The sequence below is a fragment of the Gluconobacter japonicus genome, from assembly GCF_002723975.1.
In the GTDB taxonomy this organism is placed as follows: Bacteria; Pseudomonadota; Alphaproteobacteria; order Acetobacterales; family Acetobacteraceae; genus Gluconobacter; species Gluconobacter japonicus.
In genome coordinates this window covers 126,648-140,254 of sequence record NZ_BEWO01000008.1, presented here as the reverse complement: position 1 = coordinate 140,254, position 13,607 = coordinate 126,648, and the positions used below count along the sequence as shown (strand labels likewise).

Below are 13,607 nucleotides of genomic sequence, written 5' to 3'. Positions count from 1 at the left end.
AGAAGCTCCAGCATCAATCGCAGATTCAATATCTTTATGTGACAGAGCGTTACATGAACAAACGATCATTAGCTGCCCGTGGTTCCAGAAGGGATGCGGTAAGTCAATATAGTTCAATTGAGAGTGGTTCGCAAACGCAATTCGTTTAAATTTTGGACATGTGCATTTTTGGTGAGGCTGTTTTTTATGACGGGAGATTGCCGTTCCATTTTTGCACAACGGGTCTGATGGCAAAGTTGCTTTGAATTCGCACTACGCCAGGGAGTCTGGATAGTTCTTCTTTGTGGATTCGCTCATAATCTGCCAGATCGCGTGCGGCGACATGGAGGAGGTAATCTGCTTCTCCTGTCATGAGATAGCATTCACGGATATCGGCACATTCTCTGATCCGGGCTTCAAAGCGACGCAGGGATTCGTCCGTCAGGCGTTCCAGGGTGATTTGCACGATGACGGTCGTTAGATTGTGAACGGAGCGATCATCGATTACGGCGTGGTATCCTCGGATGATCCCTTTTTCCTCCAGCATTTTAACACGCCGCAGGCAGGCTGATGGGGAAAGACCCACTCGTTCAGCTAGATCAGCATTACTCATGCGTCCGTCATGTTGGAGTAGACGAAGAATCGATTCTGTGGTGCGGTCGAAGATCATGTCACAATTTTCCGTCTTTTCTGCGCATACGATGCATATATAGGTTTTTTTCCTGAAGAATATGCTGAAGATATGCAGGAAGTTTCATTACGTTATGGGTAGGATAAATCTATGACGATCTTATCAGGCCCGCATTTGTGGCCCGCATCCCGTGCTGGCGCTACGCTGACAGTTGATCTGGCGGCTGTTGCCCACAACTATCGCTTTCTATGCCGTAAGGCAGGTGAAGCTGTATGCGCGGCTGTTGTTAAAGCTGATGCTTATGGACTTGGGGCCGACAAAGTTGCGCCTGCTCTTGAAAAAGTTGGGGCTCGCGAATTTTTCGTTGCTCATGTGGACGAAGGAATTGCACTTCGTAAGATTGTTTCTGAAAGCGCGCGTATTACGGTCTTGCACGGCCCGCGTCCTGATGCGGCATCTGAGTGTGTTTATTTTAATTTACGCCCTGTTCTGAATACTTTGGAACAGGTTGAGCTTTGGAAAAAAGAAACTATCCGCCAACAGGAAGTGCTTGATGCGGTGCTTCAGGTCGATAGCGGGATGTCTCGGTTTGGTTTGTCGTGGCAGGATGTACAGGTTCTGGCAGATGATCCTGAGCGCCTGAAAGGTATTCAGACAAACCTCATCATGAGTCATCTTGCTTGTGCGGATGATCCTAAAAATCCTGCCAATGAGATGCAGCGGCAGAAATTGCTGGAGATGGCAGCTTATCTTCCCGCGGCACCTCTGAGTCTTTCAGCGTCATCCGGGATTTTTCTTGGGGCTGCGTATCATATGGGGCTGGTTCGTCCTGGGGCGGCGCTTTACGGAATTGCTCCTAATGCTGATGAAGCCAATCCTTTGAGGCAGGCTGTTCGGCTTCAGGCTCGGGTGCTTCAACTCAGGCATGTGGGTCCGGGAGACGGCGTTGGGTATGGTTTGACGTATCGGCCACAGGGTCCTTGTCGTATTGCGACTGTCGCTGTCGGATATGCGGATGGATTTTCTCGCCAGAATGGGGGGGCGGGGTGTGCCTGGTTTGGGGATATCAGACTGCCGATTGTTGGGCGTGTTTCGATGGATTCTTTAGCGCTTGATGTTTCGGCTGTGCCTGAGGCTCTGCTTCAGGTGGATATGCATGTTGATCTCATCGGGGCTCGAAGGAGCGTAGATGATGTTGCGGCCTCTGCTGGGACTATTGGCTATGAAGTTCTGACGTCTCTCGGTGGTCGGTATTATCGTGAATATATCGACTAAGGCGCTGGTGTATGGCTTTCTTGAATTCGAATGATTGACAGAACATTCTGAAACACCCAAATACACGAATGAGCATCGCGAGTTTTGCAAGTGCTCTTTCTGTTACGTTGAATTCGGAAAATTCATGTATCTCCGCCGTGATCGCGCCCTGACAGCAGTTTCAATTATGCTGGATGTTGCTTTTCATGCGGGACGTTCCGGTGTGGTGAGTGGTGCAGACATTGCCAAGCGGGGCAATATGCTGCGGCGTGGAATCGAGCCTGTTCTTCAGGCTCTTTCGCGCGAGAAGCTCCTGGATAGTGTCCGTGGTCCCAAGGGAGGGTATCGGCTCGGCCGGCCGCCGCAGACGATTACTCTTCATGAAATAGTTCAGGCCGTAACTGAAGAACGGGGCACCGAAGGAGAGGCGGCGAATCCTCTTGTAGAGAAAGTTCTGGAGCCGTTTTGGTCTATGATGAACGCGGAACTGGCCAAAAAAATGGAAGCTGTGACGCTTGAAGGGTTGCTGCGTCAGGCAGAAGAGGCGGGAATGCAGCGGCCAAGTCGCGCTCCGATCTCGTTTTCTATATAACAAAATAAAATAGTTATAAAAAAATATCACCAAGATACAGCGATAAAGCTTGGATAATTCACCATAATGGATCATTATTTTAAATGTTATGGTGAATTATCGTCCGCTCTGTAAGGGCAGTCTGTTTTTGTGTTTCTCTGATATGGTCTTTTTTATGATGAAAAGACCGGCGAGACATACGCCTGAACTTTGGTTTGAGGCTCACCTTACGTCAGTTCTGTTTCAGTCGAGGGCATCATGAAGCGAGCAGTACGTGTTGGTACCGATGAGAAACTCGTGCTGACGGCCAATCGTCTTCTGGATGGAGTGATTGTCTGGCGGGATCGGCTTGGCCAGTGGCGGCCGCATATTGGCGTTGCCGAGAAGCTTGATGCCGAACAGGTTGCTCCTGTTTTGGAGTTGGCGCAGGCCCGTGCTCAGGCTGATGGTGTCGTTGGTGTGTATGAAGTGGCGGTTAAGGATGTTGAGCCGCCCGAACCTGTAACCGTTCGTGAGCGTATTCGTGCGTATGGCCCGACGGTACATCCTGAATTTGCAGTGGAGACCGTGCAGTGAGTGTTCCTGTCGGCCATTATCAGTACGATCAGATTGACCGTGACTTTCTTGATGCGCGAATTGCTGAATTTTCAGAGCAGGTCGCTCGTCGTATTGACGGCACCCTGACTGAAGATGAGTTCAAGCCACTTCGGCTGATGAATGGGCTGTATCTTCAGCTTCATGCTTACATGCTGCGTATTGCCATTCCTTACGGCACGATCGATAGCAAGCAGATGCGGATGTTTGCGTATATTGCCCGTCGCTATGATCGGGATTACGGGCATTTTACGACCCGCCAGAACATTCAGTTCAACTGGATCAAGCTGGAGGAAACACCTGACATTTTGCGCGATCTGGCGCGAGTGGACATGCATGCTATTCAGACCAGCGGAAACTGCATTCGGAACGTGACATCCGATGAGTTTGCTGGTGCAGCGGCGGATGAGCTTGTTGATCCGCGAATTCATGCTGAAATCCTGAGGCAGTGGTCAACGCTGCATCCGGAATTCACGTTCCTCCCGCGCAAGTTCAAGATTGCCATCTCTGGTAGCCCGAATGATCGGGTGGCGGCACGCTTTCATGATATCGGCATTCTGGCGCGTCCGGGGGATGATGGGCGCACGGTGTTCCGGATATTCGTGGGCGGTGGTTTGGGGCGGACGCCGATTATCGGGCAGGAAATCTTTGATGCCGTGCCTGAAGAGCGTTTGCTGGCGACGCTTGAGGCGATTGTTCGAGTCTATAATGCTCATGGGCGGCGGGATAACATCTACAAAGCCCGCATCAAGATTCTTGTTCAGGCTTTGGGTATCGACGCTTACCGGGAGGCTGTTGAGGCTGAACTGGCTCAGATGGACCTGGAGCATTACCGCCTGACACCAGACATGGTGGATGCCATCCAGGCCCGTTTCGCAGTTCCTACACTGTCTGCGCCAGGCAATCCTGCTCAGGAGTTGGCGAACAAACGGCGCGAAAACCCGGAGTTTGATTTGTGGGTTCGGAGCAATACGCATCCGCATCGTGATGCAGGGCACATCATTGCTGTTGTTTCACTCAAGCCTGCGGGTGGGATTCCAGGAGATGCGACGTCTGCGCAGATGGATCGTCTGGCGGATCTGGCTGATGAGTATTCCTTTGGGGAACTGAGAATCACGCATCTTCAGAACATTGTTCTGGGGCATGTGCGGCAGGATCGTTTGTATGATCTGTGGACCAGCCTGAAAGAGGTTGATCTGGCGTCTGCCAATATTGGGCTGATTGGGGACATCGTGGCTTGCCCTGGTCTGGATTATTGTGCGCTTGCGAATGCGCGGTCGATCCCGATTGCGCAGAAGTTGGGTGCACGGTTTGGGGATGCGTCGCTTCAGGCGGAGATCGGGGCGCTTCGGATCAATATTTCTGGCTGCATCAATGCGTGTGGGCATCATCATGCGGGACATATTGGCCTGCTTGGGGTGGACAAGCGCGGTGAGGAATTCTTCCAGATTACGCTGGGTGGCAGGGCAGAGAACGGGGCCTCGATTGGTACGATTCTTGGTCCGGCTTTACCGGAAGATGATACGGTTGATGCAATTGCGCGGCTTGTTGACCGGTATCTCGGGATGAGGGAGAAGGGGGAGACGTTCCTCGATACGCTGGATCGGCTTGGGGATGCTCCGTTCAAGGAGGCGGCTTATGAGACTGTTTGAACTGGGTGAGCGGATTGCGAAGGTTCATGAGTCTCTGGTGACGTTGCCGGAGCTTGCCGAGAACACGGATGTGCGGGCGGTTTTGCTGGATATTGCGGATGATCCAGCGGCGCTGAAGCCTTATTTGAACCGGCTTGAACTTGTTGTTCTGCGATTTCCGATTTTTCGGGATGGGCGTGTTTTCACGCAGGCACGAGAATTGCGGGAATATTTACGGTTTTCCGGAGAAATCCGGGCTGAGGGGCATGTTCTGCCGGATCAGGCTGCTTTTCTGAAGCGCTGTGGGGTGGATAGTGTTGTGCTGCCGGACGGCAGCGACCCAGCGCTTTGGGAGCGTCAGTTGAGCCGATTCCCGGTGGCCTATCAGCGGTCTGTTCTGCCTTCGCGGCCGGTTGGGGCTGGTTTGAGAGTTGAGGAAGGGACTTAACGAGTCCCGAACCAGCCTCGGCGCCAGAACCAGAAGAGCGGCAGGATTGTGGACAGAACCATCAAGGTTAGTCCGTAAGGATAGCCGTATTTCCAAGTCAGTTCTGGCATATCCTTGAAGTTCATGCCGTAGATTCCGGCGATCAGGGTTGGCATGATTCCGATCGAGCTGGCGACGGTGAGGACTTTCATCCCGTCGTTCTGTTCTATGCTAATGAAGCCCAGTGTTGCATCCAGCAGGAACTGAACCTTGCTGACGATCTGGGCGTCGAAGTCGCTGAGAGAGGCGATGTCGCGTCCTGCGACTTTGAGGCGGGATTTGAATGTGTCAGCCGGGGTTGGGGATTTGCCTGCTGTGTCTCTGGTGGGCAGGGGAGAAGTTCCCTGATCCTTTACCTTTTGCAGGCTCTGGCTGATGTAGTCTTCCAGATAGATGCGGACCCGGTCGATGCCGAGAAGGCTGTCGCGGACTGTTGATGCCAGATCTCCGGCATAGCCGAGGCGGCGCAGTGTTTCGCGGAGCATGGCGCCGACGCGGGCGCGGTCTCTGGGTTGTTCGGCGTTGAAGACACGACGGGAGATGGTGTCCAGGGTTCGGCCAAGGCCCTCAAGAATATCTGCGAGGCGATTGATGATTTCCTCTATCAATTCGACTAGCAGTTCCGTTGATGAGGGGGAAATTTTTCCAGCCGGATATTCCGCCAGTTTTCTTCCGACAAGGTCGAAGGCGAAATAGTCTGTGTAGCGGACTGTGATGATTCTCTTTTCCGTCAGGATGAAGCCGACGGGTTTGGAAAATGAGATATCATCAGCGCGGCGGACAAGCGGGGTTGATAGATAGAGGCAGTTGTCCCGTTCATAGTGGCGGGAGGAGCTTTCGATCTCTTCCAGTTCTTCCTGCTTGGGAATGTGGACCCCAAGGAGTGTCTCGGCTTTTGTGATTTCGTCGTGGGTTGGATTGATGAGGTCAATCCAGTTGGTGGTGTTGATATCGACGTCTGGGCCGATCTCGCGGGCCGGTGTGCCGGCGGGCCGGGCGAGAAGCATCAGGCAGGAGTCCTTGGTCGGGAAACAGGAAGGTCTGAGTCATGTCGTGCGGTGACGTTCCATGCAAGAGGGACGTCGGGATTCGGTAAGCTACGTTTTTCCTGACAGATGTGTGGATGGACGTTCCTGCGTTGCCTTGGTATCGCTGGTCAGCCTTTTAAGCGGAACAGAGCCCGGTATGACGACCCCATCTTCTTCCCTGCCTAATTCCTTGCGCTCCGGACCGGACGAGCGCGGCCGTTTTGGCGTCTTCGGTGGACGCTTTGTGGCGGAAACGCTGATGCCTCTGGTTCTTGAACTGGAGGAAGCATATCGCGCTGCTCAGGCTGACCCGGCGTTTCGTGAGGAGTTGGACTATTATTACCGGGACTATGTTGGCCGTCCGAGCCCATTGTGGTTTGCGAAGCGCCTGACGGAAGAGCTGGGTGGTGCGAAGGTTTATCTCAAGCGTGAGGAGCTGAACCACACGGGCTCTCACAAGCTCAACAACGTCATGGGCCAGATCCTGCTCGCGCGGCGGATGGGCAAGACGCGGATTGTGGCTGAGACGGGTGCTGGCCAGCATGGTGTGGCGACGGCGACGGTCTGTGCGCTCTTCGGGCTGAAATGCGTTATTTACATGGGCGCGACGGATGTTGAGCGTCAGAAGCCCAACGTCTTCCGCATGCATTTGCTTGGGGCTGAGGTAAAGCCGGTAACGGCTGGGGCGGGGACGCTCAAGGATGCCATGAATGAAGCCATGCGCGACTGGGTTGCGAATGTGGCCGATACATATTTTCTGGTGGGCACGGTTGCGGGGCCGCATCCGTATCCTGAGATGGTTCGTGATTTCCAGTCCATTATTGGTACGGAAGTGAAGGAACAGATTGTCCGGGCTGAGGGGCGTCTGCCGGATGTGATTGTTGCGGCCATTGGTGGAGGCTCCAATGCGATGGGGATTTTCCATCCCTTCCTTGATGATGAGGATGTGCGTCTGATTGGTGTTGAGGCTGCTGGGCTGGGACTGGATTCCGGCAAGACGGCGGCGTCCATTTCCCGTGGGCGTTCGGGTGTGTTGCATGGCAACCGGACGTATCTGCTTCAGGACAAGCATGGCCAGATCGAAGAGGCGCATTCGATCAGTGCGGGGCTGGATTATCCGGGGATTGGGCCGGAGCATTCCTGGCTGAATGATATTGGCCGTGCCGAGTATGTTGGTGTGACGGATCAGGAAGCGCTGGATGCGTTCCAGCTTCTGACGCGGACGGAAGGTATTATCCCGGCGCTGGAATGCGCGCATGGACTGGCGCATGTGATGAAGATTGCGCCGGAGATGCCGAAGGACAAGATCATCGTGCTGAACGTCTCTGGCCGTGGAGACAAGGATATCTTCACTGTGGCGAGCCATCTGGGAGTGAACCTGTGAGCCGTATCAAAGCCCGTTTTGAAGCCCTCAAGAAGGAGGGACGGGGTGCTCTGATTCCGTATCTTCAGGCGTTTGATCCGGATTATGAGACCTCGCTGGAACTATTGAAGGCAATGCCGGCTGCGGGGGCGGATCTGATTGAGATTGGGGTGCCGTTCTCTGATCCTTCAGCGGACGGTCCGACGATTCAGGCGGCGGCGCTGCGGGGGCTGAAGGCTGGCGCGACGTTGGGCGGTGTGCTGGAAATGGTGCGGTCTTTTCGTGAGACCGATGCCGAGACGCCAATCATTTTGATGGGATATCTGAACCCGATTGATAGCTATGGACCGGCGGAATTCTGCTTTGATGCGGTTCAGGCGGGTGTAGACGGCATCATTGTCGTGGATATGCCGACGGAAGAAGCGGATCTTCTGGACTCCCATGCGCGGGAAGCGGGCTTGGATATCATCTCGCTTGTGGCGCCGACGACGTCTCGGACGCGTTTGTTCCATGTGCTGAAAGATGCGTCTGGCTTCGTGTATTATGTGAGCATCACGGGGATTACGGGAACGGGTAGTGCCAGCCAAGCGCAGCTTGAAGAGGCTCTTCCGAAGATTCGGGAAGCAACGGATCTGCCGGTTGCTATCGGGTTTGGGATTTCGACGCCTGAGCAGGCTTGGACGGCATCCCGGATCGGAGATGCGGCTGTTGTCGCATCTGCTCTGATCAAGACGATGGCGGGGACGCTGTCTGAGGGGAAGGCGACGGACAAGACGCTTCCGGCTGTTCTTGAGCAACTGATGGCATTGTCTGCGGCGGTTCGGGCCTGAATTCCGGTTTTTGGATTTGCAGGATTGGGGAGCGCATCGGGAATTATTCCGGTGCGCTTTTTTTGTTGTGGTCAGGCTCTGTTACGCAGGGATATACCGAACAGGATTGCGGAAATTCCGGCCATGAGCAGTTCGATGGCGATCAGGGTGCCGATCAGCCAGAGGCCAGACCATGGCAGCGTCATGTAGAGCAGAATTCCGATCAGGAGGGTGAAGATCCCGCTGACAGCGAGAAGGCTCCAACCTCCGGCTGTCCGATGACCTGCTGCCCAGAAAGCGCGGCTGATTCCCGCGAAGATCAGGCAGCCTGCGAGGATGGCTGTGATGAAGACTGAGCCTGTTGCGGGTTCTTCAATCAGCAGGAGGCCGCCCAGGATATAGAGGCCGCCAACGAGACCTGAAAGCCATTGATTGGGGAGCGGAAGACCTCTGTGAGCGAAGCTCTGCACGACCTGGGCGACGCCACCGATAATGAGCAGGACGCCGAGGAGAACCATGCTGGCAAGGGTCGTGGCGACGGCATCAAAGGCGGCGAGCAGGCCCAGGACGACAAGGACGGCGCCGACACCGATGAACCAGCCTGGTTTCAAGCCTGATCTGTTGTTAGGGAATTGCAGGGTATTAAAGCTGTTGGACATGAGATTTCTCCATGGCTGGCATTGCAAATGTCTTTTTGTATGCCGACCTTGCCCGATAAAATGACTGTAAGGCAGGGATGGTTTCCAGTCATCAGAGCTGTAACCGGCGTATGGGTAAAGATGCCATGTTTTTGGGTGTCTGGGAGAGTTCTGGTTGGTGAGGCTGGCATAAATATGCTGGTGGCGTTAAAACGCGCCGGATATTGATGGTCTGAAACAGGGCCTTCCCCCCATTCTGGCCTTCGTCCCGAAGGCAGGCAGAGAGTAACGAGAAGACATGAGCTGGCTGACCGATTACGTTCGACCCAAGCTGCGTGGCCTGCTTCAGCGGGACGTGCCGGATAATCTTTGGACGAATTGCGAATCCTGTGGGCAGATGATGCTCGTCAAGGAGATGGAGCGGTCCCAGAAGGTTTGTCCACATTGTGGGCATCACATGCGGGCGACGGCAAAGGAGCGTCTGGCCTGGACGTTTGATGATGGTGAATACACCACGATCGAGCTTCCGAAGATGCCGGTTGACCCGCTGGGGTTCAAGGATTCCAAGCGGTATGCGGACCGTCTGAAGGACGCGCGGAACAAGTCCCATCTTGATGAGGGGCTGGTTGTTGCTCACGGCCGTATTCAGGGACAGAAGGCTGTTGTGGCTGTAATGGCGCCTGAATTCCTGCTGGGGACGATGGGTGCCGGACTGGGAGAGGCTTTCGTGGCAGCGTGCCGTCTGGCTGTTCTGCAGAAAGCGCCCCTCGTAATTTATACGGCTTCGGGTGGTGCGCGGATGCAGGAAGGGGCGGTCAGCCTCATGCAGATGCCGCGAACGACTATTGGCGTTCAGATGCTTCAGGAAGCCGGATTGCCGTATGTTGTGGTCTTTACGAATCCGACGACGGGTGGTGTGTCCGCCTCCTTTGCGATGCTGGGTGATATTCACATTGCCGAGCCGAATGCGCTGATTGCTTTCGCTGGGCCGCGTGTGATTCAGGATACGGTTCGGGAAAAGCTGCCGGAAGGTTTCCAGCGTTCCGAATATCTTCGCGAACATGGCATGGTGGATATTGTGGCCAAGCGTTCTGAGTTGCCGGAGCTTCTGGGGCGTATTCTCGGGATGCTGACGCGCCAGAAGGCAGCGCCGGACGTCGCGGCCTGATGAACGCCCAGAAGGAGGGGGACATGGGGGCACCTGTGCGTCTTCCTGGCGAGTATCAGGGGCGACCGGGTGAAGTTCTTGCCCGTTTGCATCAGCTCTATCCGAAGCTGATTGACCTCTCCCTTGGGCGGCTTGAAATTCTTCTGGCCAAGATGGGAAATCCGGAGCGGTATTTGCCGCCGGTGATCCATGTGGCGGGAACGAATGGCAAAGGGAGCACCTGCGCCAATCTGCGGGCCATTGCCGAGGCTGCCGGGCTTCGGGCGCATGTGATGACCAGCCCGCACCTTGTTAGCATTACCGAGCGATTCCGTCTGGCGGGTAAGCTGGTGGATGAAGATACGCTGGTTGAGGCTTTTGAAGAGGTTGAGCGCATCAATGATGGGGCGCCGATCACAGTTTTCGAGGTTCTGACGGCAGCGGGTTTTCTTCTTTTCTCGCGGGTTCCTGCAGATCTTGTAATTCTGGAGGTTGGTCTGGGCGGACGGCTGGATGCCACGAATGTGGTTCCGAAGCCCGTGGCCTGTGCCATTACAACCATCAGTGTGGATCATCAGGCTTTTCTTGGAGAGACGCTGGATATAATTGCTGGCGAAAAGGCCGGAATTATCAAGCCTGGTGTACCGGTGGTTGTTGCGCCTCAGGCTCCCGAAGCACTGGAGTCGATTCGATTGCGGGCTGAGGCACTTGGCGCGCCAATGTGGGTTCTGGGGCGTGAGGTTCAGGTAGGCATAGAGGCCGATGGCCTTCACTATTCTGATCCACAAGGAGCTTTGGATCTGCCGTCACCGGGTCTGAAGGGGCCGCATCAGGGAACGAATTCGGCTCTTGCAATTGCGGCGTTGAGAGTATCCGGACTGGATATTCCTGTCAGTGCGTATGGCGGTATTGCCAGAACGGACTGGCCTGCAAGGCTTCAGAGATTACATGGAGCCCTTGCAGAAAGGCTTCCGGCCCGCTGGGAGCTCTATCTGGATGGTGGGCATAACCCTGGTGCTGGAGAAGTGCTTGGTGCTGTGATGGATGGATGGAGCGACAGGCCTGTTCATGTCATTGCAGGCGTTAAGCAGAGCAAGGATGTCAGTGGCTTTCTTCAGCCGTTGATTGGACGGGCTGCCAGTCTTCAGGTTGTGGCTGAAGAGGAGCAGCATCTTGCAACACCGGTCGAGGAACTGATTGCCGCGTCAGGTGGCGTGGCGATTGCTGGTCCCACGATTATTGAAGCTCTGGATCGTCTTGCAGCGCAGAACTCTGTGCCTGCACGTGTGCTGATCTGTGGCAGTCTTTATCTTGCAGGTGTGGCTCTTGCTCAGGATGGCTGGGTCCCGGTCTGAGGGAAGGCTCGGCGGACCAAGTCTTCCCACTCCTGAATGATGGTCTGATCAGGCATTCTGGCGTCTGCTCGAGCATACCAGTAGCGGGCATTGGCGAGATCGCCTTCCTGACGATGAAGAAGGGCGTGGATGCGGTCGCATTCACGTGTGCCTTCTGCTGACTGCACCAGACGGTGGGCTTCTGCCCAGTTCTTTTTCCCAATCCACCAGAGGGCGGTTTGGGAGAGGGAGAGGTTAGAAGGAGGTGTCTGGGTTTGAAGGCTACTGCGGAACTCTGTCAGCGATAGCATGGTGCGGTTTCCTGTTCAGGTACGGTTTTCCGATTCTGAGTGGGAACGTCTGATGAGGAAGATGGCTGCACATTCGGTCTCTGCTTCGAGGGCATGCTGGTGGTAAAAGACTGGCGTGACTATGATCGAATCCTATCCTTCTTCAGCGGCGTCTGATGCTTCCTCCGACGATGGAGGGCTAAGCGCGCTTTTGCGTCGTTCTCCGCCAGCGAATATCGCGGCCGAGCAAGCGCTTCTTGGTGCTATCCTCACGAACAACAAGGCCTATGAACGGGTTTCAGATTTTCTGGAGCCGGAGCATTTTGCTGACTCTGTGAATGGGCGGATCTACGAAGCGGTGGCTCGCCGTATCGAACGTGGGCAATTGGCTGATCCGGTAACCATGAAAGCCGAGTTCGAGCATACGGGCGTTCTTGATGCTGCTGGGGGGCCTGCTTATCTGGCCAAGCTGCTGACGGCGATGGTCGGGATTGTGAATGCAGGCGACTATGGCCGGGTCATTCATGATGCATGGGTGCGGCGTCAGTTGATTGATATTGGCGAAAGCGTCGTCAACAATGCTTTTGGTGCCCGACCTGATCTGGATGGCAGTGACCAGATTGCTGCTTCTGAAGAAGCTTTATTCAAACTGGCGACGGAGCGCGGTCAGGAAGGTGGTTTTGTCTCTTTCGGAAAGGCTCTGACAGGCGCCATTGACGTTGCGGAAAAGGCGTTTTTACGAACTGGGGATGTTGTTGGGCTCACGTCTGGTCTGCGTGATCTGGATAAGCGAACGGGTGGTTTGCACCCTTCCGATCTTCTGATTCTTGCGGGGCGTCCTGCGATGGGAAAGACGGCGCTTGCGACAAAAATCGCGTTTTCGGCTGCACGTTCGATCATGCGAGATGCAGAGGAAAAGGGTGAGAAGCCGCATGGGTCGGTAGCAATCTTCTCACTTGAGATGTCGTCCGAACAGTTGGCGACCCGTATTCTTTCAGGTGAAGCTGAAGTCTCGGGTGAGAAAATTCGTCGAGGTGATATTGGGCAAAAGGAATTCGACCGTTTTGTTCGCGTGTCCCGCGAATTGCAGAGGCTGCCTCTTTATATTGATGATACGCCTGCGATTTCTCTTTCGGCTATGAGAACACGGTGTCGGCGTCTCGCGCGCACGCAGGGCCTAAGTTTGGTGGTGGTGGATTATCTGCAATTGATGCGACCCGCGATCGGAACGAAGCCGGATAGCCGTGTGCTGGAAATTTCGATGATTACTCAGGGTTTGAAGGCGATTGCAAAAGAGCTTTCGGTCCCTGTTATTGCGTTGTCCCAGTTGTCTCGTCAGGTGGAGTCTCGTGAAGACAAGCGTCCCATGCTTTCGGATCTGCGCGAATCGGGTTCCATTGAGCAGGATGCTGATGCTGTCATGTTTGTTTATCGTGACGAATATTACCTTCAGCAGCGAATGCCGAAGGATAGTGCGTATGACAGTAACGAAAAATTCCAGGCCGCGACTGAAGAGTGGCAAAGGAAAATGGCTCTAGTTCATAATAAGGCAGAGCTGATTCTTGAGAAGCAGCGGCATGGGCCGACAGGGATGATTCAATTGTATTTTGAAGGCGAATACACTCGGTTTGGTGATTTGGATATTATTCACGAATAGAACGTCAAAGCGGCCCATGGGCCGCTTTTTTTTTGGTCTGGAGATTCAGGCGATAGAAAAAAAATGTTTGAAAAAAGAGCTTCAGAAACTCGCATTTGATATTAATGTGTTGGAAATATTTTGTCATAAAAAACAAAGGAACATCTCTGGTGTTTTGAAAACAGCGTGACATTTCATTGTGCGAGAATTGTGAA

The 13,607-nt window shown here is 54.4% G+C and carries 14 protein-coding genes; 10 read left to right on the top strand and 4 right to left on the bottom strand.

Annotation, left to right across the window (positions count from 1 at the left end):
• Window positions 1-184: 184 nt before the first annotated feature.
• Complete coding sequence (locus GJA01_RS07710; RefSeq protein WP_062502922.1) at window positions 185-649, bottom strand: Lrp/AsnC family transcriptional regulator; 465 nt, start codon at window positions 647-649, stop codon at window positions 185-187.
• A gap of 111 nt (window positions 650-760) precedes the next feature.
• Here GJA01_RS07710 and alr point away from each other — a divergent pair, with 111 nt between their 5' ends.
• From alr to GJA01_RS07685, 5 genes are all read left to right on the top strand, one after another.
• Complete coding sequence (gene alr / locus GJA01_RS07705; protein WP_062502920.1) at window positions 761-1,885, top strand: alanine racemase; 1,125 nt, start codon at window positions 761-763, stop codon at window positions 1,883-1,885.
• Window positions 1,886-2,009: 124 nt separating this feature from the next.
• Window positions 2,010-2,456 carry an RrF2 family transcriptional regulator gene (locus tag GJA01_RS07700; RefSeq protein ID WP_062502918.1) on the top strand — a complete coding sequence of 149 codons (447 nt, stop codon included), beginning with the start codon at window positions 2,010-2,012 and terminating at the stop codon, window positions 2,454-2,456.
• A 237-nt stretch (window positions 2,457-2,693) separates the two neighbouring features.
• A complete protein-coding gene (locus GJA01_RS07695; protein ID WP_026017592.1) occupies window positions 2,694-3,011 on the top strand; it encodes a DUF2849 domain-containing protein in 318 nt (105 codons plus the stop codon).
• Window positions 3,008-4,681: a nitrite/sulfite reductase gene (locus tag GJA01_RS07690; protein ID WP_062502916.1), complete on the top strand. Its 1,674-nt coding sequence runs from the start codon at window positions 3,008-3,010 to the stop codon at window positions 4,679-4,681. Before GJA01_RS07695 ends, GJA01_RS07690 begins: the two co-directional genes overlap by 4 nt.
• The gene (locus GJA01_RS07685; protein ID WP_061930641.1) at window positions 4,668-5,108 is read left to right on the top strand and encodes a DUF934 domain-containing protein; all 441 of its coding nucleotides are present in this window, start codon (window positions 4,668-4,670) and stop codon (window positions 5,106-5,108) included. Before GJA01_RS07690 ends, GJA01_RS07685 begins: the two co-directional genes overlap by 14 nt.
• Here GJA01_RS07685 and GJA01_RS07680 read toward each other — a convergent pair.
• Window positions 5,105-6,154 (bottom strand): magnesium transporter CorA family protein, encoded by a 1,050-nt coding sequence (locus GJA01_RS07680; protein ID WP_010503741.1) that lies wholly within the window; start codon window positions 6,152-6,154, stop codon window positions 5,105-5,107. The genes GJA01_RS07685 and GJA01_RS07680 overlap by 4 nt on opposite strands.
• 178 nt (window positions 6,155-6,332) lie before the next feature.
• On the opposite strand from GJA01_RS07680, the gene trpB reads away from it, so the two are divergent.
• Both trpB and trpA read left to right on the top strand, forming a co-directional pair.
• Entirely contained in the window at window positions 6,333-7,559 is a 1,227-nt protein-coding gene (trpB, locus tag GJA01_RS07675) for a tryptophan synthase subunit beta (RefSeq protein WP_062015758.1), read from the top strand.
• Entirely contained in the window at window positions 7,556-8,368 is an 813-nt protein-coding gene (gene trpA / locus GJA01_RS07670) for a tryptophan synthase subunit alpha (protein WP_062502914.1), read from the top strand. Before trpB ends, trpA begins: the two co-directional genes overlap by 4 nt.
• A 71-nt stretch (window positions 8,369-8,439) precedes the next feature.
• On the opposite strand, the gene GJA01_RS07665 is transcribed toward trpA, so the two are convergent.
• On the bottom strand, window positions 8,440-9,006 hold the full coding sequence (locus tag GJA01_RS07665) for an HdeD family acid-resistance protein (protein ID WP_062502912.1): 567 nt from the start codon (window positions 9,004-9,006) through the stop codon (window positions 8,440-8,442).
• A gap of 277 nt (window positions 9,007-9,283) precedes the next feature.
• On the opposite strand from GJA01_RS07665, the gene accD reads away from it, so the two are divergent.
• Together accD and GJA01_RS07655 are read left to right on the top strand one after the other, a co-directional pair.
• Window positions 9,284-10,153 carry an acetyl-CoA carboxylase, carboxyltransferase subunit beta gene (gene accD / locus GJA01_RS07660; RefSeq protein ID WP_061930632.1) on the top strand — a complete coding sequence of 290 codons (870 nt, stop codon included), beginning with the start codon at window positions 9,284-9,286 and terminating at the stop codon, window positions 10,151-10,153.
• Complete coding sequence (locus tag GJA01_RS07655; RefSeq protein WP_082785229.1) at window positions 10,153-11,487, top strand: bifunctional folylpolyglutamate synthase/dihydrofolate synthase; 1,335 nt, start codon at window positions 10,153-10,155, stop codon at window positions 11,485-11,487. Before accD ends, GJA01_RS07655 begins: the two co-directional genes overlap by 1 nt.
• Here the strand turns inward: GJA01_RS07655 and GJA01_RS07650 are convergent.
• Complete coding sequence (locus GJA01_RS07650; protein WP_061930628.1) at window positions 11,463-11,777, bottom strand: hypothetical protein; 315 nt, start codon at window positions 11,775-11,777, stop codon at window positions 11,463-11,465. The genes GJA01_RS07655 and GJA01_RS07650 overlap by 25 nt on opposite strands.
• A 121-nt stretch (window positions 11,778-11,898) precedes the next feature.
• On the opposite strand from GJA01_RS07650, the gene GJA01_RS07645 reads away from it, so the two are divergent.
• A complete protein-coding gene (locus tag GJA01_RS07645; RefSeq protein WP_062502910.1) occupies window positions 11,899-13,413 on the top strand; it encodes a replicative DNA helicase in 1,515 nt (504 codons plus the stop codon).
• Window positions 13,414-13,607: the final 194 nt, after the last annotated feature.